Below are 18985 nucleotides of genomic sequence, written 5' to 3'. Positions count from 1 at the left end.
TCAGGCTGCCTCAGACAGGGCGTGCCGGCCGGGCCCTGCAGCACCGGAACCACCACCTGCGCCCCCGACATCGCCGCGGCTGGCGCGGTAGATCCGGACCGCGGCGTCGAGGGTGTCGCGGGCACGGCTGCGGTCCTCGGATGCGCCGGCGGGCTGCGGCTCGGGTGCGCGACGTCTCCCGGTGTCGCCGGTGGCTTCGGCGTCCGAGCTTGCGCCCGCCGCTCCGGATCCGCTCGTGTCGGGGGCACCGGAGGCGGGGTCGCCGACCGAAACCGGGTCCGAAGGGCCGCCGCCGTCGGGGCCCGCGCCGCCGCCGCCGTCTCCGCCCCCTCCGGAGCTGCTCGACGAGTCAGTTTCGGGCTCGATCCTTCCGGGGTCACGCTGGGAGGAGCCGCCACGCCCTCCACGGCCCCAACCGAATTGGTCGCCGAGTTCCTGGCGGATGCGCGACATGTCGGCGGCCTTGTGCATGAAGCCGCGACCACGACCGCCCATCGCGCCGCCACCGCCGAGTCGGGCGGCCATCGTGTCGCGTTGACGGTCGAACATGCGCCGCAGTGGCCCGAACACCGCGAATCCGAACGCCAGGACCAGCGCGGTCATAAACAGCGATTGGATGGCGTTAGTGGATTCCTTGAAGACCTGATCGAGGATCACGTTGTAGGCGCCGAAAGCTGCGGTGTAAATAACCATGGCGGCGTAGGCCATCGCGCAGTCCAGGACGGTTTTCCAGGCGAATGTCTGCGGGCCGCCAGGGATCACACCGATCGCGAACGCCGGTGGAGCCAGCGCGGCGTAGAGCATGGCTTGCACGGCAGCTTTGACCACGTGCCAGACGAAGTAGCAGGCGAACGCGACCAGGAAGGCGGCGAGCAGCCCACAGATGCTCAGGGGCACCATGATCGCGGCGGGGTTGCCCATCGACTTCTGGTGCATCGCTTCGCCCTTGTCGGAATCGCACCCCTTGATGTCGTCTTTGAGCTTGTCGCCGCGTTCGTTGTTGATGCCGGCAGACCAGGCTTCGCGGCATTTGCGCGAGATCGAGTCGGCGACGGTGCCGAAGTTGATCATCTGCGTCGGAGAGCGCAGGAAACGGTCGGCCAGCCGCGAGACCATTTGGTCGATGTTGGCGCCATCGCCCTGCTTGCTCAGGGAGCCGTCGGACACGGAGGTGGCAATTTCGAGTCCGGTATCGCGGCCTTTGGCCAGCAGCCCGTCCGGGCCGACGAGTTCACTGAGCGGGTTAGCGAAAATCGTTGCGGCGACACCGATCATGAGCATGCCCATGGCGATGTTGGAGAACGCCTTGGCGGTCCGGCCGACCAGCACAGTGCACACGACGACGATCGCGAGTACCGCCAACGCGGTCGCGGCAAGCCCGAACCGGTCCATGGCATCGGTGACGCCACGCCCGATGGTCTGAAACGGGATGGTGAACAGGCTCATCCACTGGAAGTCCAGAACGAACTTGATCAGCCAGAGCGCCGTGGCGGTGATGCACAGATAGATCTCGTAGGAGATGGAGGCGACCTTGGCGAACATCGTCGAGGCGGGGTCGTCCCAGCCGCCCTCGTTGAGGGTGAGGGTGTACTTGGCCACCGGCACTCCGTCGGAGTCCTTGATGCCCATCCAGGAAATGAGCAGATTGCCGGCGTCGCTGCTGTTGCCGGTGCCCGGATCGGCCCACGCCGTGGCGGTTCCGATGATCAGCAGCGCCAGGGCGCCGGCGAGGGCGGCGGTGATCGAACGGTGTCGGCCGCACCACCGCAGTGGCGCTGCCGGGGTCCAGCCCCGGATCCACCGGTGGGCGTTGTCGAGCCGGTCGGGGTCGGCGAGCCTGCTGAGGGTCATCACGAAGGCGCCCCCACGAGGGCAGCGCCTCTGTCGCCGCAGCGCAACACCCGCACGTCGTCGATGTGGTCGCGGTAGAACCGGCGGGCTGCGGGTTCGTCGTCGATGTAGCCGTCAGTCCAGGCCGAGCGCTGCACCAGGCCGGCCAGCTCGCTGGCCGGCATCGTCTCCCAGCCGTCGACGGAGATCATCGCGCTGTAGAAGCGCTTGGCCGCCGACGCGGGCGACATCCGTTCCTCGGCGCTTCCCCAGGTGGCGCCCTGCTGCAGGATTCCCACGGACTGACGGTCGAGGACGAGGCCGTCTTGGGTGGTGGCCAGCGAGTCCGGGACGTGGGGGTTGGCGAGGTTGAGCAGGTGAGTTTCGGCCATCGCCGCGGTCAGTCCGGCGACGATGCCCTCTTCGGGGACATTCATCGCCACACCGGCGGCGATCACCGTCTTGCCGTTGGTCACCGGCCCCGAACCGACCCTCAGGCACACGGGGTCGGCCTGCGGGGTCGATGTCGGCCCGGTGGTGACCACCAGCGCGGCAGCGGCGGCCAGCGCGATGAGTGCCGCCACGAGGAGCCGCCGGCGGCCGGCGGCGATCACGGCGCGGGCGTCTTGGTGGTGGTCGATCATGTCGGTGGCCCCGTTCTCGGTTATGCGACGTCGGACTGCTCTGGGGGAGTGGTGCTCATCGCCTCCCGGCGCATCTGCGAGGACGGGCCGAGAACCTTGATTCGGCCGATGGCGCCGCGCGCGTCACGCAGGTAGCCCTCGCCTTCTCGGCCGGGGATCACCTTGTTGTTGCTGCCTTTTGGGGCGGTGTTCTTGGTGAGGTCGGTGACGATGTGCGGGTTTTTGTCCGGGTCGATGCCCAGCCACTTCAAGGAGCGTTTGGCCAACGACTCGTCGCGGTGGCGCATGACGATGCGGATCGGGATCAGATCGAGCGCGGTGCCGGCGGGGTAGTCGGACACCGGGTCGTGGCTGCCCAGGATCAGGGCGGTGTTGTCCTTGCGGCCGTCACGAACGATGCGGGTGACGCTGGCGAGCCCGCGTGGGGTCGAGGTCACGTGGTAGGCCTCGTCCATGACGACGGCGCCCATGCGGCGACGGTTGGAGCCGAACGCCTGCCGGCCGATCTCGGTGGACAACCCGTAGATGGCACGGCCGAACACCTTGCTCGGGTCGATCGGGTCACCACTGGCCACCTCTTCGGCGGTCGGCACTTCCACGCGGTTAGTGCGGATGACGATGCCCTCGGCGTTGAGGTTCAGCGGCGGCAGGTTGGGGTCCATCAGGGCCGCGGCGTAGCGCTTGCGCGACCAGTAGTCCAGGTGCCGGTGCAGTTCGGCCCAGCCCGCCGGCAACGCCTTTTTGCCGTCGGGCATGCCGCCGGTGTCCATACCGCGCTGCAGGACGGCCAGCATGTCGGGAATGGATCGCACCCCGAGTTCGGGGCGGAGCAACTCGCCGAGGGTCAGCCCCTGCGGCGAGTCGGCGGTGCAGCCGAACAGCGGCGTGAGCAGGTCGACGGCCTTGTCGACGCCGATGTCTGACGGGAAGATCCGCAGCGGATCCATCGACCACTGCGGCCGCATCATGTCGACGACCACGGAGTTGGGCAGCGTTCTGGTCGGCGCCGCGTACTCCCCTTGATCGGTGCGGTCGATCGCCAGGTACTGCCCACCGATGTCGACGAGATGGAACAGCAGTGTCACGATCGCCCACGTCTTGCCGGCGCCGAGTTCGCCAGCGAAGGCGACCGACGGCGATGCATCGCGGGAGGCTTCGCGGAACCATTCGAGGTGTACCGGCTGATTGCGCCGGCCGGACAGGTTCAGCGCGAAGATCGGACCTCGGACGTCGCCGACGTCGTTGGTGGCGCACGGCACGCTGGCCGCGGCGTACTCGCTGATCGTCACGTGCGAGAAGTCCGCGACGGCGCGCATGCTGGTGCCGCCGGGGTTCATCGCCGCCCACAGCTCGCGTTGACCGCCTAGGGGCGCGACCACCTTGATGCGGTTGCGCTCGAAGGCCTGGACCAGTTTGAGGGCGCCGTCTTCGCAGATGGCTCGGGTGGTTCCGGCGACGGAGAAGATCGGGCACAACGACACCTCGATCTCGTCGTCGTTGCTTTCCAGGTGGCCGTTGTACTCGCTGAGTAGCAGCACCTGTTCGTGGAGCGTGTTTTGCGCGAAGGAAATCTCGCTGTCGCGTTCATCGACCTGCTCGGTGAGCTTGCGAAGGTTCTTGGTGTTGCGTGAGATCGCCTGTTCGCGCGGCGTCTTGCTGATCCGCACCGCCCAGTCGATATCGAAGTCAGCCACCCGGTCGGCGATCGTGAAGAACTCCGAGCCGGGAAACTGAAGCCCCTCTAAGGGGAGCGCTTCGATCGCCAGCAGCGTCTGCCACGATTCAGTGGCGCCGATGCGGCCGGGCTGGGTGATCTTCACCAGCGGCGCGAAGCTGCTGGGTCGCCACCGCTTGCCTTCGCTTCGGCGTTCCCCCTCGTCGAACTCGGCCATCGAGAACGCACCCGCGGGCGAGGACACGTTCGACGGGATGGAGGTGGGAAACACTTCCGGTGCGCCGCCGCGGGAGAGGGCGTGGTTCCACAGCCACACCATCTGCGAGGGGGTCATGGGCTCGAACCCGAACACCGACGGCAAGCGCGACACCATCGACGCGGCGAGATCGGCAGCCTTGGCCATCTCGGCGCGGTCGCGCTCTCGGGAGCGGCGACCCGCGGTGCCCAGCCCGGTCAGGTCGGTGACGACATCGGAGTCCACGACGGGGAACGACACTGTGAAGATGCGTTCGGTGGGCCGCACCGCCGAGGAGAAGAAGTCGTGCTTGCCCTCGCACTCCTCGCGCCACATGGGCATCGCGTTGACGTCGGTACCGGCGATGGCGCGCGCCAGGATCTCGTCGGGGTTCATGGCTGCGATCAGCCCCGAGATCACCGCATTGTTCGGCAGTGCGCGGAACAGGTTCTTGTGGTGAACGAGGGTGTCGTACTTGCGCTGATCGCTGGTGTAGCCGTAGGGCAGTCCGGTGATCCGGTAGTCGGCCCATATGGATCCGTCATGCAGGCGGCGCAGGTTGCCGAAGATCGACACGGTGGGCTGTAGGTTCTGGTCGAGCTGGTTGGCCATCAATGAGTCCTTGAATGGTGGGGGATCAGCCGAAGAGGTCCGCTGCAGCGCTGCGCTGCTGACCGCCGAACATGTCCGACCATTCGTCGGTGTCGGTGGCCGGAGTGAACGACGGTGACGACGGGCGGTGCGGACTCGATGCGTAGGCGGGGGCGTGCTCTGTCGCCATGTCGAGCACTTCGATCTGCGGGCGCACGGTCGACACGGTGTTCACCGCGTGGGATTCATCGCCGGTGCTGACGCTGACCGGGCTGGTGTACAGGCGCGCGATGCGGTGCGCACGGGTGCCGAAGGGCACCGGTGAGTAGGGCATCTTGCGCATCGCGCCGACGGCGATGGCGGTTACCGAGATGCCGACGACACCGGTGATCACCGGTTGGCCGAGACGCGGCAGCAGGAACAGCGTCAGCATGATTCCCACGACGAGTGCGACCAGTTCGGGAATTGGGTACGGCCCGCCGGGAAGCTTCCATCGGCCATCGAACTTGGCGATGACGATGCGAACCCGGCTGGCTCGCGTGTACCACTTGGCGACGAACATCGGCGCCGTGGCCCTACCTGGTTCCGCTGTTGGTCAGTCCGCCGATGGTGTCTTTGGAGACCACACCAAGCGCGGGCAGTGAACCGACCAGTCCGATGAGCACTACGCCGACCGCGAGGGTCTTCAGTGCGGCGGTTTTGTTGCGGCCGATGAAGTAGTAGCCGGCCGACACGAGCGCGGTGCCTCCGATGAGCAGGTACACCGCGAAGGTGATGCCCTGGTTCTTGATGTTGGCGCCGATGTCCCAGATCGGTGCGGCCATGTAGGTGACCTGGGCGGCGGTGGTGCCGGCGGCGGCGCTGTCGAGGACCAGTGGTGCGAGGGTGGTGATCACGTTCTAACTCCCTTCCGGAGTGTTGCTGGAGTACATCGGTGGTGGTGTGGTTGTCGTGGTGGTTGGGTTGGTGGTCTGGGGCGGCGTTGACCCCGGGTCATTGGGCGTGACGATGCTTGGCGCATCGTTGATCCGATCGACCTGCCAATGACCGCCCGCGACGGACATGACGAGCGGGAAATCCATGGGCATGAGTACGCCGCTCGCGGTCTGCATCACCGCGCGGACAGTGACCTCGATTCCGTCCGCTTTGGGCGGGACGTCTTGGGCGTTGGCGAGGTCGGAGTTGGTCTGCACACGCTCGATTGCCATCGTGGTGAAACGAGGCGGCTGCGCGGCGGTCAAACTGGAGCCTGCTGCCACGTACGGGGCGAGGTCACCCTGGCCGGTCAACATGGCGCTGAGAAAGCCGTAAACCGTCTTGAAAACCGGTCGGTCCTCGGCGACCAATGTGGTCGTTGCCAGCTCGACGGGAACACCCGAAGGGCGGTCCGGTCGGGCGTGCGGAAGTGTGAACGCTTTGAATCGGTTCTTCGGGTCCGCAGAGATGTCGACCTGCAGCCTGATGAAGACCATTGACGCGGAGTTCGCCGCCTTCGGAATCTCGGCGTCGACGACCACCGAATAGGTCTGAAATCCGTCAAGAAAGACGCCGGGGAGCGCCGAGGATGCGCGCAGTGCCCGACCGCCTGCCGGTAGCGCCGACGCGGGGACTTCACCGTCGTAGAACTGTTTGATTGCCGCGCTGTTGGAGGGGTCTTTGAGGTAGGTGTCGACGAAGTGTGTGGCGTACGCCTCGACGGCGGACATCTGGTCGCTCTGAGCAGCTTCGTCAACTGGCTGGGGCCGGTTGATCACCAGCAGGACGACCGCAGCGATGAGCGGTATGTAGCTCGCCATGATGAACACCAGGAAGGCGCCTGTCGCGCGGGTGCGGATCTCGTCGGCGCGGATCGCGTCGCCGCCGCTGATGCGCAGGAACACGCCGTCGAGGAACCTCTGCAGGGGGCGGCTCAGCACGAGATCCCCAAGGTCTGCGACTGCAGTTCTTCGAGTAGCTGCGCTGCGGATTCCCGGCGTTCAACGATGTGGGTCACCAGGGCGATCGACTTTTGTTCGTTGAGCGGGTCGGCCGCGAGCTGGCTCATGAGGTTGCGCAGGTGATGGGAGTATGCGCGGACGCCGCCGGCGGTGCGGCGGATCGGCTGGGCCATGGGCTCCACGGGCGGGCCTCTCGGGTCGGTGGTGTTCGAGCAGCCCCTTATGACCCCTGCGACCCCGAAATCCCGACAACCGCATATGTAACGAATTGATAACGCATACGCGCGTATGCGCCGCATATGTTCGCTAGATGCTTGACAAGGGGATTACGCTCGGGATCTCGGAGCTTGCGTAGAGGGATCCCGAGCGACACCCCTAGTGCATTTAGCTCGACAACTATTCGCCGACCGCATCACCGCATATGCGGCGCACACGACCTGGGCGAATACCTCCCGCACCCGCACGTACCGCACTAGCGCGTCCTCACGTGCGATTCCACCGACTTCACGCCGCACCGACTGGGCATCTCCAGCAATGCGCAGCAACGTCCAGTAAGCCGCGCACACCACTTTCCTGACAACCCGCTTGTCAACCCCAAATCCCCAGCACATTGCACCCAAGAGTGATCCAGATCACACCTGTTGGGGACGGTTGGCAACCTCTCAGGCAACCGCTGTGCAAACCTCCGCAACAACCTCCGCGGATTCCATGAACGCGTCACCTACCCGCGACGCCAAGGAATTCGATGAACACCTGGGACCACCTCGCCGAGCAGGCCCACCGCCTCCTCACCCGGCCGAGCCGCGGCGACCTCACCCCGTCAGTGACCCTCGTCCAATCACTGCACAAGCAGCCCCCGTCCTCACCGGCCGCCATCTGCGCGCACCTGGAGACCGCCTCCACCGCACTGCCCCAGATCGCCCGCTACGCCCGCACCGGCGACCGCCACGCCCTCCTGATGGCCGCAGTGCTCATGCGCCATCCGCTGCGCCGCATCGCCGACATGGCCGACCCCGACGGGTACCGCTCCAGCGACCGCGACGCCCGCGACAACGACACCCTGCGCATCTTCTTCGAGATCATCCGCACCGCAGCCGACCCTCAGCTGCTCAACTCGCGCTACCTCTACGGTCAGACCCTCAAGCGCGTCCTCAAAGCCCGACCCGCCACCGAGTCGCCGGCCGTCGCCGTGCGCGTGGACCCTCACTCCATCGTCCTGGACCGGGCCGATCTGGGCACCGACTACGACCACACCGTCACCCTGCTGCAGCAGGCCCGCGACCGACGCATCATCACCGCCTTGGAGCACGACACCCTTCGTGCCCTCTACCTCACCTCCGACGTCTTCAGCCCCTCCACCGCAGCCCGCGTCTTGGGCGCCAACGTCAGCGCCGTCGAACGCCGCGCCCAACGCGCGATCCGAAAGCTGTGCACCTTCTACGACGGAGCGGTCGCCGCATGACTCTCACCCGCCGCCTTACCGCTCTGGTGCTCGCGCCAGCCTTCAGCTGCACCCTGCTGCTGCACACAGCCCCCGCCGCGCTGGCCACCAACTGCCCTGCCGTGGATGCCATCGCCGTTCCCGGCACCACCCAAACCAACCCGAAGGCCGATCCGGACGAGCCCGTAGGTGTCCTCGGCAACATCCTGGAGCCGCTGCGCAAGAACGCTCCCGTACGGATGGTCACCTACTACACGCCCTATCCCGCGACCATCGTCGGCGGCACAGATGGCGGGGGGTACCGCGCATCCAAGAACGCCGGTATCGATGCCACCAACGCCCGCCTCAAAGCCGTCTCCCGCGCCTGCCCCAACACTGTTTTCATCCTTACCGGCTATAGCCAGGGCGCCGACGTCGCCGGTGACATCGCTGCTGCCATCGGACACAACCGCGGCGTCATCCCCGCCAATAAGCTGCTCGGCGTCGCACTGGTCGCTGACCCCTCCCAGGCCCCCGTCGGACAACCCACCATCGGCCTCCGAGACCCCGGCATGGGGTTCGCCGGCGTCCGCTCCGGAGGCTTCGGATCACTGCTGCAGCGCAACGGACTGCTCTCCATCTGCGCCCCCCGGGACTACTACTGCAACCTGCCTCAGGGCGACCTCGTGATGCGCATGATCGGCCACCTCGGATCCCAACTCGACGCCGCCGACCCTTCCGGGTCCGCACAGAAGCTCGCCACCATCTTCATGGGCGGTCTCATTGCCCCCGCCGCCGCTGCCATCAACCAGATCCTGCAGCTGGTCAACGACCCCAACCTGATCCCCAACCTGATCAGCCGCGGCGTCGCCTTCGCCCAGGCCCTCGCTCAGCAGCTGTTTTACCTAGCCGGCCCCCAGGTTGCCGGTGCCGCCACCAACCTCGTCAACGCCGTCACCAACGTCATCAACCTGGTGACCTCCCGCGCGTGGGCGGCCATCCCCGCCGCCATCACCACCATCGCCACCACCGCCAGCAGCGTCGGCGCTGCTCTCGCACAGATGAAGGACCGCACCACCACCATCAATGTGAGCGGCTTCGGCCCCGTCGGAGCGGGCATCTCCCAAGCTGGCGGGGTCAACATCGGGGACCTGGCCGCCGCCGTGCTCGACGCCATCAGCATCGCCACCGGCGGCGTCGGCAGCCAGTCCACCGGCATGTTCGGACCCACCTTCTCCCAGTTCTCCGCGGCCAACGTCGCCCAGGCCGTCAAGCGCTTCGCCGCGTTCATCGAAGGCGGATTCCACGAGAACTACGCCACCACGCCGCTGGACAAGGCCGGCCACACCGGCACTCAGATCGTGCAGCGCTACTTCGTCAACCAGATCAACAAGCTCGTCTGAAAGGCACCACACATGACCATCGACACCGCATCCAGCGAGCGCCGTTAATGCAGAAGGGACTCCTGTACATGGACTACGGCTTGTGGCTGCTCGCCGATGACACCGGCCGCATCACCCTCACCGGATGGTCAGAGACCGGCAGCGACGACGCCACATCTGCCGCCCCAGTCCGCACCGATCACTGGCCCGTCTACGCCCTCTGCGACGGCCGTGAGCAGCTCCCTGACTGCCTCCGCGAGCTGGGTCTCGAACTGGCTCCCGGAGCCGACCTCAACGACCTCGACAAGAACTGGGACGTCTACGTCCGCCACACCGACATCGCCTCCCTGCGCACCGCTCTCGACAACCGCAGGGCCGCCGCGAAATGACCGGCAGACCCGGCTCGCCACACCGTGCCGGCAGCCGCGCCTCGCACGCCCGCGCCCCCGATTGATCTGACGCATTGGCACGCCGCCGGGGATATCCGGGCCGCGTCCCGCACCGAACGATCGGCCCACCGGCGGCGCGCGCCGGGATTAGTTCGTAAAGCATCCGAGACGGTCGTACGGCGGCGGTTCTCGGCCGTCGCTTCGGGTGGCCCTCGCACGCCTGAAGCACGCCCGCGCCGACGCGCGCCAACACCGCCATTGTCACCCGCGTGCGATCGCGACGCGTGCGTCGACAACTCCGATCAGCGATGCGTTAAAGCGGCGGCAACCGGGGGTTGCACGGGCCTGCGCCACCGCTCGCCACCGTGCACCAAGGGCCGCGCCACAGGGGACCGTGTGGGGACTTCGCGAACCAGCGCTGCAGGCGGGTGCACGACGACGGGGTGCCCATCGCTGCTCATCGCGACGATCCCACCGTCCAAAGCGCTCGACGGCGCAAGGTCCAGCTACGGACGCAAGTCGGGCAGATCGGGTGGGAACGACCAGATCATGTCGCCCTCCTCGGTCAACACGGTGAAGCCGTTGACCCGGATCAGCCGGTCCTCGTCGTCGATCGTGCGCGGCCGGAACGCGAAGCCGGCCGCACCATCAATTCCCTGATCGGCGGGAATGTTCGGATCGAACTCGATGACCGCGTCCTCCTCGCGCAGTCGGTCGTGGAACGCGTGCACACGGTCGAGGTCGGCGTCGGCCATGCGCTGGCCTCCGGTGGCCATGAAATCGCCATGCAGCCGCATCAGCGCATAGACGGGGCTGGGCTGCACTCGGCGGGGACGTCCCACGGAAAGTGAAGCCGGACAATTTCCAGGGGCGTGGACACGCGGTGGACCTCCTCGCGGGGGATGGATGCCCGTAGACGCTAACAGCGTGCTGTGCTCAGGGATCCGCTACCGCAAATCCGACGTTGTGTACACGGTGTGCTACATCGAGCTACCGTGTGTACATGAAGAGCTACGGTGTCCGTGAACTGCGCCAGAATGCAGCCATGGTCCTACGCGAGGTGGCCGCCGGCGAAACCGTCGAGATCACCAACAACGGACACCCCGTCGCGCAGATGATCCCCGCCTCCTACGACCCCTGGACCGCGCTTATCGCCAGCAAGGAAGTCACCGCCGCGCGCAGCAGCGTCACCGACATCCTCAAACGCCCACCCCGCCCGTACCGCCAGACCACCAGCACCGCCGTCCCACGGGACGACCGGTGATCTATCTCGACCCCACCGCCCTCATGAAACTCATCGACGAAGCACCCGAATCCGCCGCCCTAACCGCATACCTCAGCGCGCACACCGACACCCGATGGATCACCTGCGCGCTGTCACGAGCCGAGCTGCTCCGCGCCATGGCCGCGCTACCTCCAGACGCCACCGGGCATGCCCACCACGTCCTGGCCGGACTCGACACCGTGGCCGTCACCGAGCGCCTCCTCGACGCCGCCGTGGCGCTTACCCCCAGCCCTGCACGCACCGTCGACGCACTGCACATCGCATCGGCCCTGAGCGCCGGACCACGACTGCGCACCCTCGTCACCTACGACCCCCAACTCGCCGACGCCGCAGCCGGCCATCACATCACCACCGTCAGCCCCGGAGGGGAATCACCGTGATACGCACCCTGATCATCGCGGCGCTCTTGACCGGCGCCACGACACACTTCCTGCACATCGACCCCTACGAGGCTCTCGGGTACAGCCTCGTCCTCACCGTCACGCTGTGGTTCTTCTGGCCACTGCTGCGGCGCATCGCGCGCCTGGCGCTCCGCCAGCGCCACCGCCGACGGACGCCCGCACGCGGTCAAAAGACGGCATCACCGCAGCTGACACAGGTGAACCACTACCACTTCTACGGCCACGTCCCCGCCGCGGCACAGCCGATGTCGCGGCCTGACTACAGCCGCCAAGCTTTGCCGGTGCGCACCGAAGGCCAGAAGGCCCACGACGCGATTTACGACATCATCGACATGGACGACGACACGACACGATGAGCATGGGCACAGACATCGACGAAAACGACCTGCCGGTCGATCACAGCTGGGACAACCGGCGCCTGATCCTGGCGTCGCTGGCCCCACGCTCAGCCACGCGCCCGGCCCGCCGCGGCACCCCCCTCGACGGCGATCCCACCCCTCCCGGCGGCCCGGACCGAACCCGCAAACCCGGACTATTCAGCCGCGGAATGCGGGTCTCCGGCCGCGCCGTGTCCGCCGGCGGACGTGCCTTCAACAACCGGGTACCGCGAGAGAACCGCGCCCGCGTGGCCATCATGACCGTCGCCGCCGTCGCGATCCTGTTGGTCGCCCTGGCAGCCGTCAACTACCTCACCACCGACGTCAATCCACCAGCACCGGCGACGCCAGCCACCGCGGCTCCACCGCCACCTCCCAGCCAGGCACCGCTCAACCGCGACACGATCTTGTCCGGGGCCACCGCCTCCGACGTCTGCCCCCGAGACCCCAACTACTCAGACGCCAACCGCGCGTTCGACAGCGACTTCAACACCGCATGGGTGTGCACCCGCGTCAAGAACCAGGACGGGCAGCAGATCCAGATCGACTTCGGCCGACAAGTCACCCTGACTCAGATCCGCATCATCGGCGGCTTTGATGCCACCGCACCCGACGGCACCGACCAGTGGGCCAAGCACCGCATCGTCACCAAACTCGAGGTGTATTTCCCGAAAGACCTCAGGCGGGACCCCGTGACAATCGACACGGGTGGCGCCCGCGACTGGCGGTTCATCGCCCTTAACCCGCCGGCCACCCTCAGCAAACTACTTATCCGCATCGCTGAAACCTCGCCACCACCACAACCCGCAACCCCGACAAGCGAAACCGCCTCCCCCAACCCGGACGAAGTGACCTCCGTAGCAATGTCGGAAATTCAGTTCATCGGCACCGACGGACACTCCCCACCAGCCTGAGGACTCAACCACCAACACCCGATCAGTGATGCACCATGCATCACCAGTCGGTCACGAAGGCAGCACAGCCGGTTCTCGCGCGTACCGTCGAAACGTGCCCATCACCAGGACCAAGCCAGCCGTGCGCAACGCCGCGTACGCGCCGATGCTGGCCACCCTGGGCACCCCGCCACAGGGCACCGGACGGGCCGTGGAAGTGAAAGCCGACGGCCAGCGCGGCACGATCGTCGTGGCCGACGGCGCCGTCACCGTGTTCTCCCGCAACGGCACCGACGTCACCCGCACGTTCCCCGAGCTGGCCGGCATCACCGCGGCGATCGGTGACCGCCGCGTCGTGCTCGACGGTGAAATCGTCGCCCTCGACGCTCAAGGGCGGCCGTCGTTCACCCGGCTACAGCGGCGCTGGCCTCAGCAGCGCCGGCCCGGCGCGGACCTCGTACGCTCGGTTCCCGTCCGATTCTGGGCGTTCGACATCCTGCACGCCGACGGCAACGACGTCACCGAGCAGCCCTACACCCGCCGCCGGGACCTGCTCGACGACCTCACGGTGGTCGACAAATCGCGGGTACTCACCGTGCCGCGCCCCATGCTCGGCGTCACCCCCTCCGACGCGCTGGACGCCGTAGCCGCGCACGGGATGGAGGGTGTGGTCGTCAAGGAACTCGACTCGCCGTACCGGCCGGGGGAGCGCAGCCCCTACTGGATCAAGGTCCCGATCCGAGCCAGTATCGAGCTGACAATCGTCGGGTACTGGAACGCCGGCGGTCCAGGCGGACGCACCCGCGTCGGGTCCCTGCTCGTCGCCGGACACGACCAGACCGGCGACCTGATGGCCATCGGCCAAGTCGGCACCGGCTTCAGCGACCTCACGCGCCGGACCCTGCACGCCCAGCTGCAGCCGCTGCGATGCTCGACCGCCCCTGTCGCCAACCACGTCGACGTGCCCGGCGTGCGCTTCGTGCAGCCCCAGCTCGTCGCCGAGGTCGCCTACCGCGAGTACGTCGCGGGTCGATGGCTCCGACACACCAGCTTCAAGGGCCTGCGGCCCTCAAATCCCAGCCAGACACTGCTGCCCACCCCCGCGTAGCCCCGCTACTTCCTGCGGGCGCCGGCAGCCACGGCCAAAGCCGCCACGCCCACCCACGCGAGCTTGGCGTTACCGATGTCAGCCAGGCCGGCGGTGCTGCCGGTGGTGTGCACCACGTAAAGGCCGAACACCTGGTACAGGAAGAGCACTCCGGCCAGCATCACGATGCTTGCGTTATTCACGACGCGGCTCCCTTCGGGAAATCGCGGCAGAAGACCGCAGTCCTCTGGCTCCGCCGCTGCCGCGTAATAGGTGGCGTCACCACCTATTCCGGGGACTCACGCCCCGTTTCACAGGGTCAAGAGTGCGAGGACCACCAGCGGTACAGGTCTGCCATCTCCGAGGTGTCGGCCTCGACAACGTTGAGCAGCAGGTCAGCGGTCGTGGTCCAGGCGATCACGGCCGTGCCGTCGCGGGTGCCGCAATACAGCGTCCCGGCCACCGACGTCGGGCTGGCGTTGCGCCGCCACGCGCCCGGCGACTGAATGTTTCCGGGGCACACGACTACCGACGACCGGCTCATCACGTCGGTGAACGCGCCCTGCAGGGCCGTCGCGTCCTCGGCGAGGGTGAACCTCGACGACTCGGGGCCACCGGGATCGGTGTTCTGCCCGCACGACACGACGGCACGAGTGCCGGCACTGATCGGGGTCGGCTCGCAGCTGCCCGCCGGGTATCCCGGCGGAAGCAGCTCGGTGAGCTGTTCCTGGGCGGCGGTATCGCCGACCGGCGCCGGCGTGGACGTCGGAGCGGCCGCCGGTGGCGGGCTCATCTCCCGCCGCACCACAAGGCTGATCAGCACTGCGGCGGCCACGATCAGGACGGCGGCCACGCACCACAGGATGACGATCGGCCGGGGCATCGAGACGCTCGGCACCGACAGCTTCGGTGCCGAGACCTTGGGCACCGAGACCTGCGGTCGTGCGCGCCGCGGCGCCTGGTTTGGCCGGAACTCTGTGGCGTGATCGAACAGCTGCTGTCGCGGCGGCGGCGGGATCGGACCGGCCGGCTGCTCGACGACCGCAGCCGGCCGCGGAGGCGGCACGCGCCGCGGAGCCGGCGACGCCGGGATGGCGCGGTACGGCGCAGCCGACCCCGCGGGGGGCGCAGCACCGCGCACCGCGTCGGCCGCGGCCGCGGCGAACTCGCGAGCCGACCCGAACCGCTGCGCTGGATTCTTCGCCAACGCCTTGGCGATCACCGCGTCGAGATCCGAGGTGGCCCACGGCAGGTGCTCGGACACCCGCGGCTGGGCCTGCTGCAGGTGGGCGCGGATGGTGCCCACCACCCCGTCAGCCTGGAAGTACGGCTGCCGGCCGGTGAGCAGCCGGAACAGGGTGCAGCCCAGCGAGTAGATGTCGGCCCGGCCGTCGATCGGGTCACCGGTGATGACCTCAGGCGCGGAGTAGGCCAGGGTGGCGGTGAACGCCCCGTCCATCTCCCGGTCAGCGTCCTTGATCGGGCGGGCCACCCCGAAGTCGCTGAGGAACACCCGCTCACCATCACCGATCTCATCGCTGAGCAGCAGGTTGGACGGCTTGACGTCGTGGTGCACGACGTCGCGCTGATGGGCGTAGTCCAAGGCCTTGGCGACCTCACCAACGATGTGCACCGCCCGGTGCGGTGTCATCACACCGGCGCGCAGGGCCTCCTCGGCGTCGGTGCCGTCGACGTACTGCAGCGCGATCCACAGCTCGCCGTCGCTGGTTTCGCCGCGCCCGTACATCGACACGATGCCGGGGTGGTCGAACTGCGACACGATGTCGGCTTCGCGGATGAACCGCTCTCGGAACGCGCGATCGCGGGACAGCTCGGCGTCGAGAACCTTCAGCGCGTCGCGCCGGGGCAGGGTCGGGTTCTTCGCCAGGTACACCGAGCCCATGCCGCCGGTGCCCAGCACACGTTCGATGCGGTAACCCGCTATCACTGAGCCCACCGAGACCATGCGTTCAAGGATGCGGCATGGAGGCGGCACGGTGGGCAAACGCTTCGTCAACGCGCCGACAGCCGCGACGCGCGGGAGTGGTGTTGCGACACGCGCTGTCCGTCGGGGGTAACTGCGATAATGGTCAGCAGGCACCACTTCCTCCAGAGGGGCGGCATGGTTTCCCGACCAGCCCGAACGACCGCCGTAGTGATTTGCGTCACAATAGTGTCGTTTCGGGCTGTTGAGACCCCTTCAAGGTGAGACCCGCGAACAGTGCGGGGTGCCCGAAGGAGGAACAGCTTATGAACGAGGACCCCGAACGCGACCACGCCGCGTCCGCACCCGACGACGACGAACATCTCGATCGCACCGCCGTGACCAACACCGTCACCGAGGGGATCAGGTCGGCGATGACCGGCGGCCCACTGTCCGACGTCCTCAACGCCGGCATCCGCGGCGCCGCCCATGACGCACTGGGCGCTGCCAGCATCGGTGCGTGGGCGTCGCCCGCCAATCAGCTGCGGGGCGAGAAGTTCGACTTCGGTCTAAGTGCTGCCGCCCAGGCAGCTGGTGACGCTCTCACGAAGGCCATCTCCGGGCGGGCGCACGACATTCTCGGCGGCAGCCTCTCCGACATCATCGGTGCGCGCGACCTGACGTCCCCGATCGACTTCATGAAGGACGTTCGCGGCCCACACCTTGATCTCGGCCTCGGCGCTGGCGCGCGGGCCGCCATGGATACCTTCAAGCAGCGCACCGACGACCTGATGGGCCGCTCCGCGCTCGCCGACATCATCGGGCCCGGCTCCTTCACCTCACCTCTCGATCACCTCAAAGGTATCCAGGGACCTGACCTCGGGCTCGGCCTCGGCGCCGGTGCGCAGGCCGCCATGGATACCTTCAAGCAGCGCACCGACGACCTGATAGGCCGCTCCGCGCTCGCCGACATCATCGGGCCCGGCTCCTTCACCTCACCTCTCGATCACCTCAAAGGTATCCAGGGACCCGACCTCGGGCTCGGTCTTGGCGCCGGTGCGCGCGTCGCGATCGACGCCTTCGGATCTCGGTCGTCGGCCTTCGACGTGCTTGCCCGGCACGGGGTGGACCCGCTGGCTGGGTTCCGCTCGTCGCTAGATGCCGGCCTGTCGGATCGGTGGGGTGTCGACAACCTGCTCGGCGGCCACGCGGCCGGCATCACCGATCAGCTACGCCACGCAGCTCTGGGCGCCTATCCGTCCGCGTTCGACGACATGATGCGCCGCTCGCAGCGTTCGATCCACGAGTTCATGTACGGAACGTCGCGGTTCCTTGAGCCGTCGGCATGGATGAACGATCTGTTCCGCCCTGCGGAGTCGATCACCGAGATGATGCGGTCGCTGTGGCCGCTCGCCGACCGCGGCATGCGCGCGGCGCAGTCTGCGCTGTGGGATGCGCTGCGGATCGTCCGCATGCTAGAGCGCAACGACCCGAAGGCGCGGGACGCGGTGCGGGACTTCCTGATCGAGTGGCTCGACTTCAGTTACGCGACTTGGGATTTGGTGTGCTCGGCCACGTTGGTCCTGATGAACGTCGGCTCATGGCTGCCGGACAACCTGCTGGCGGGGACCTTCGATCCTTGCCCCCGGCTGCGCGCCCTGACCTTGAAGGAACATCGGGCGGTCAGCCGGCTGAGCACCGACCCCAACCTCCGTTTCCGAGGCAAGCCGCTGCTGTCTCTCGACCAGCCGGTCAAGGTGTCCGACGCCGACAGCTCGGTCACAGTGCTTCGTGACCTCGTTCCAGATCGAGCGGCACCCGATCCGGCCGACGTCGACGACACCGAGATCGCCGACCCGCGGATCGCCCGGCTGTGGTGGAAGTTCACCGACCGCGAGCGCGAGATTCTGCGCGAGAAGAGTAAGCCGAGGGTGACGTGGCCGGCTGCGGCGATCGCCTGCGGCGGCACCGCAGCAGAAGGTGACCGGCTGCGACGCAAGGCCCGCCGCCTGGCCCGCGCCGATCAGACATCCGAGGCCCCGGTGCGCCGCACCACCGAGGCGAGCTGATCGCAGTGGGCGGCTACATTGATCCGGTTCAGCGTGTCGTCGACGACGCCTACAAGCGCACCAAGGGGCCGGTCGCGTTCCTCGACGAGTCGTACCAGGCCCCGGCCAACGGCACCCACCGCGGCTCGTTCTACGTCCTGACCGCCGTGCTGGTGGCCGTCAAGGACATGGACACACTGCGGACCGGGCTCGGCGAAATCGCCGGCAGCGACTACTGGCACACCTGCGACGCCTTGCAGACCGACGACGGGCGGGCCCTGACGCAGGAGATGCTCGACTACCTCGCCGAAGGCGTCGAACCGTGCGTGGTCGCCCACCGAGTCAACGTCGACGCCGAGGACGCCGACGCCGAAGGGGCGCGCCGGGAGTGCTACCACGCCCTGGCCGTCGAGCTGGCCGCCGGCCGGCCCGGCGTCTGGGACGCGGTGGACCTGCTCATCCTGGAGGAGCGCAACCAGAGCAACTTCAAGAACAAGGACCAGCTCAACCACAAAGAACTGATCTCAGCAGGACGGGTTCCTCGACAGACCCGGCTCGTGCAGATCTCACCGGCATGTGAGCGCTTGTTGTGGCTACCCGATCTTGTGGCCGCGGCGTATCGGCGCACCATCACCCACAGCGACCGCAGCCTGTTCGACGTGATCAAGGACCAGACCCACTTCGTGGCGCTGCCCACGCCGCAGTCCGGCCACCCGACCCCAGAAATGAAGCAGCCCCCGGCTGCCGTAGCTACACCGAGGGCCAGACCGACTGTCGAGGCTTAAAGCCCGGAGGGCCGGTTCCTTTGCTCGCAACTAGGTTAACACCTCTTCCGGTCGGAATCATCCCCGAATGCAGGGTCAAGCC

The 18985-nt window shown here is 67.4% G+C and carries 20 protein-coding genes; 10 read left to right on the top strand and 10 right to left on the bottom strand.

What is annotated here, in order from left to right; all coding sequences use genetic code 11:
- The 7 genes from A7U43_RS28260 to A7U43_RS28230 are packed head-to-tail and all read right to left on the bottom strand — an operon-like array spanning position 1 to position 7085.
- Positions 1-1851 carry a hypothetical protein gene (locus tag A7U43_RS28260; protein ID WP_068004139.1) on the bottom strand — a complete coding sequence of 617 codons (1851 nt, stop codon included), beginning with the start codon at positions 1849-1851 and terminating at the stop codon, positions 1-3.
- The gene (locus A7U43_RS28255; protein WP_082902506.1) at positions 1851-2474 is read right to left on the bottom strand and encodes a hypothetical protein; all 624 of its coding nucleotides are present in this window, start codon (positions 2472-2474) and stop codon (positions 1851-1853) included. Before A7U43_RS28255 ends, A7U43_RS28260 begins: the two co-directional genes overlap by 1 nt.
- A 20-nt stretch (positions 2475-2494) precedes the next feature.
- On the bottom strand, positions 2495-4996 hold the full coding sequence (locus A7U43_RS28250; RefSeq protein WP_068004137.1) for an ATP-binding protein: 2502 nt from the start codon (positions 4994-4996) through the stop codon (positions 2495-2497).
- Between the two features lie 25 nt (positions 4997-5021).
- A complete protein-coding gene (locus A7U43_RS28245; RefSeq protein WP_068004132.1) occupies positions 5022-5537 on the bottom strand; it encodes a hypothetical protein in 516 nt (171 codons plus the stop codon).
- Between the two features lie 13 nt (positions 5538-5550).
- A complete protein-coding gene (locus A7U43_RS28240) occupies positions 5551-5871 on the bottom strand; it encodes a hypothetical protein (RefSeq protein ID WP_068004130.1) in 321 nt (106 codons plus the stop codon).
- Between the two features lie 3 nt (positions 5872-5874).
- Positions 5875-6855, bottom strand: a complete 981-nt coding sequence (locus A7U43_RS28235) for a hypothetical protein (protein WP_231963894.1) — start codon at positions 6853-6855, stop codon at positions 5875-5877.
- Between the two features lie 29 nt (positions 6856-6884).
- On the bottom strand, positions 6885-7085 hold the full coding sequence (locus A7U43_RS28230) for a hypothetical protein (protein WP_068004121.1): 201 nt from the start codon (positions 7083-7085) through the stop codon (positions 6885-6887).
- Between the two features lie 572 nt (positions 7086-7657).
- On the opposite strand from A7U43_RS28230, the gene A7U43_RS28225 reads away from it, so the two are divergent.
- From A7U43_RS28225 to A7U43_RS28215, 3 genes are read left to right on the top strand one after another with little or no spacing between them, the layout of a single operon-like run.
- Positions 7658-8374 carry a hypothetical protein gene (locus A7U43_RS28225; RefSeq protein ID WP_068004119.1) on the top strand — a complete coding sequence of 239 codons (717 nt, stop codon included), beginning with the start codon at positions 7658-7660 and terminating at the stop codon, positions 8372-8374.
- Positions 8371-9735 (top strand): cutinase family protein, encoded by a 1365-nt coding sequence (locus tag A7U43_RS28220; RefSeq protein WP_068004113.1) that lies wholly within the window; start codon positions 8371-8373, stop codon positions 9733-9735. The genes A7U43_RS28225 and A7U43_RS28220 overlap by 4 nt, the downstream gene beginning before the upstream one ends.
- Positions 9736-9782: 47 nt before the next feature.
- A complete protein-coding gene (locus tag A7U43_RS28215) occupies positions 9783-10103 on the top strand; it encodes a hypothetical protein (RefSeq protein WP_068004111.1) in 321 nt (106 codons plus the stop codon).
- Between the two features lie 506 nt (positions 10104-10609).
- On the opposite strand, the gene A7U43_RS28210 is transcribed toward A7U43_RS28215, so the two are convergent.
- Positions 10610-10945, bottom strand: coding sequence for a hypothetical protein (locus A7U43_RS28210; protein WP_156526211.1), 336 nt, complete (start codon positions 10943-10945; stop codon positions 10610-10612).
- A 161-nt stretch (positions 10946-11106) separates the two neighbouring features.
- Between A7U43_RS28210 and A7U43_RS28205 the strand changes: the two genes are divergently transcribed.
- The 5 genes from A7U43_RS28205 to ligD all read left to right on the top strand — a co-directional run bounded on the left by A7U43_RS28205 (position 11107) and on the right by ligD (position 14167).
- Positions 11107-11367, top strand: coding sequence for a type II toxin-antitoxin system Phd/YefM family antitoxin (locus A7U43_RS28205; protein ID WP_068004448.1), 261 nt, complete (start codon positions 11107-11109; stop codon positions 11365-11367).
- Positions 11364-11768 carry a PIN domain-containing protein gene (locus tag A7U43_RS28200; protein ID WP_068004105.1) on the top strand — a complete coding sequence of 135 codons (405 nt, stop codon included), beginning with the start codon at positions 11364-11366 and terminating at the stop codon, positions 11766-11768. Before A7U43_RS28205 ends, A7U43_RS28200 begins: the two co-directional genes overlap by 4 nt.
- Positions 11765-12145, top strand: a complete 381-nt coding sequence (locus A7U43_RS28195; RefSeq protein ID WP_068004103.1) for a hypothetical protein — start codon at positions 11765-11767, stop codon at positions 12143-12145. The genes A7U43_RS28200 and A7U43_RS28195 overlap by 4 nt, the downstream gene beginning before the upstream one ends.
- Before the next feature lie 2 nt (positions 12146-12147).
- Positions 12148-13080 carry a discoidin domain-containing protein gene (locus A7U43_RS28190; protein WP_068004101.1) on the top strand — a complete coding sequence of 311 codons (933 nt, stop codon included), beginning with the start codon at positions 12148-12150 and terminating at the stop codon, positions 13078-13080.
- Positions 13081-13174: 94 nt separating this feature from the next.
- Entirely contained in the window at positions 13175-14167 is a 993-nt protein-coding gene (gene ligD / locus A7U43_RS28185) for a non-homologous end-joining DNA ligase (RefSeq protein ID WP_231963893.1), read from the top strand.
- A gap of 5 nt (positions 14168-14172) precedes the next feature.
- Here the strand turns inward: ligD and A7U43_RS29920 are convergent, their stop codons facing one another.
- Positions 14173-14349: a hypothetical protein gene (locus A7U43_RS29920; RefSeq protein WP_156526210.1), complete on the bottom strand. Its 177-nt coding sequence runs from the start codon at positions 14347-14349 to the stop codon at positions 14173-14175.
- A 116-nt stretch (positions 14350-14465) separates the two neighbouring features.
- Positions 14466-16112: a serine/threonine-protein kinase gene (locus tag A7U43_RS28180; RefSeq protein ID WP_068004098.1), complete on the bottom strand. Its 1647-nt coding sequence runs from the start codon at positions 16110-16112 to the stop codon at positions 14466-14468.
- Positions 16113-16396: 284 nt separating this feature from the next.
- Between A7U43_RS28180 and A7U43_RS28175 the strand changes: the two genes are divergently transcribed.
- Together A7U43_RS28175 and A7U43_RS28170 are read left to right on the top strand one after the other, a co-directional pair.
- The gene (locus tag A7U43_RS28175) at positions 16397-18139 is read left to right on the top strand and encodes a sigma-70 family RNA polymerase sigma factor (protein WP_068004095.1); all 1743 of its coding nucleotides are present in this window, start codon (positions 16397-16399) and stop codon (positions 18137-18139) included.
- 5 nt (positions 18140-18144) lie between these two features.
- Complete coding sequence (locus A7U43_RS28170; RefSeq protein ID WP_231963892.1) at positions 18145-18903, top strand: hypothetical protein; 759 nt, start codon at positions 18145-18147, stop codon at positions 18901-18903.
- The last annotated feature ends 82 nt before the right edge of the window (positions 18904-18985 follow it).

This window comes from Mycobacterium adipatum, assembly GCF_001644575.1.
In the GTDB taxonomy this organism is placed as follows: Bacteria; Actinomycetota; Actinomycetes; order Mycobacteriales; family Mycobacteriaceae; genus Mycobacterium; species Mycobacterium adipatum.
Note: the sequence above shows the minus strand (reverse complement) of the source record. Positions and strands in the feature narration are given on the sequence as shown.

Excerpts from the sequence above, each read along its gene's own strand:
- A7U43_RS28180 (WP_068004098.1), bottom strand. The coding sequence starts at position 16,112 with ATGGTCTCGGTGGGCTCAGTGATAGCGGGTTACCGCATCGAACGTGTG.
- A7U43_RS28255 (WP_082902506.1), bottom strand. The coding sequence starts at position 2,474 with ATGATCGACCACCACCAAGACGCCCGCGCCGTGATCGCCGCCGGCCGC.
- A7U43_RS28220 (WP_068004113.1), top strand. The coding sequence starts at position 8,371 with ATGACTCTCACCCGCCGCCTTACCGCTCTGGTGCTCGCGCCAGCCTTC.
- A7U43_RS28205 (WP_068004448.1), top strand. The coding sequence starts at position 11,107 with ATGAAGAGCTACGGTGTCCGTGAACTGCGCCAGAATGCAGCCATGGTC.
- A7U43_RS28230 (WP_068004121.1), bottom strand. The coding sequence starts at position 7,085 with ATGGCCCAGCCGATCCGCCGCACCGCCGGCGGCGTCCGCGCATACTCC.
- A7U43_RS28190 (WP_068004101.1), top strand. The coding sequence starts at position 12,148 with ATGGGCACAGACATCGACGAAAACGACCTGCCGGTCGATCACAGCTGG.
- A7U43_RS28175 (WP_068004095.1), top strand. The coding sequence starts at position 16,397 with ATGAACGAGGACCCCGAACGCGACCACGCCGCGTCCGCACCCGACGAC.
- A7U43_RS28250 (WP_068004137.1), bottom strand. The coding sequence starts at position 4,996 with ATGGCCAACCAGCTCGACCAGAACCTACAGCCCACCGTGTCGATCTTC.
- A7U43_RS28215 (WP_068004111.1), top strand. The coding sequence starts at position 9,783 with ATGCAGAAGGGACTCCTGTACATGGACTACGGCTTGTGGCTGCTCGCC.
- A7U43_RS28245 (WP_068004132.1), bottom strand. The coding sequence starts at position 5,537 with ATGTTCGTCGCCAAGTGGTACACGCGAGCCAGCCGGGTTCGCATCGTC.
- A7U43_RS28225 (WP_068004119.1), top strand. The coding sequence starts at position 7,658 with ATGAACACCTGGGACCACCTCGCCGAGCAGGCCCACCGCCTCCTCACC.
- A7U43_RS28260 (WP_068004139.1), bottom strand. The coding sequence starts at position 1,851 with ATGACCCTCAGCAGGCTCGCCGACCCCGACCGGCTCGACAACGCCCAC.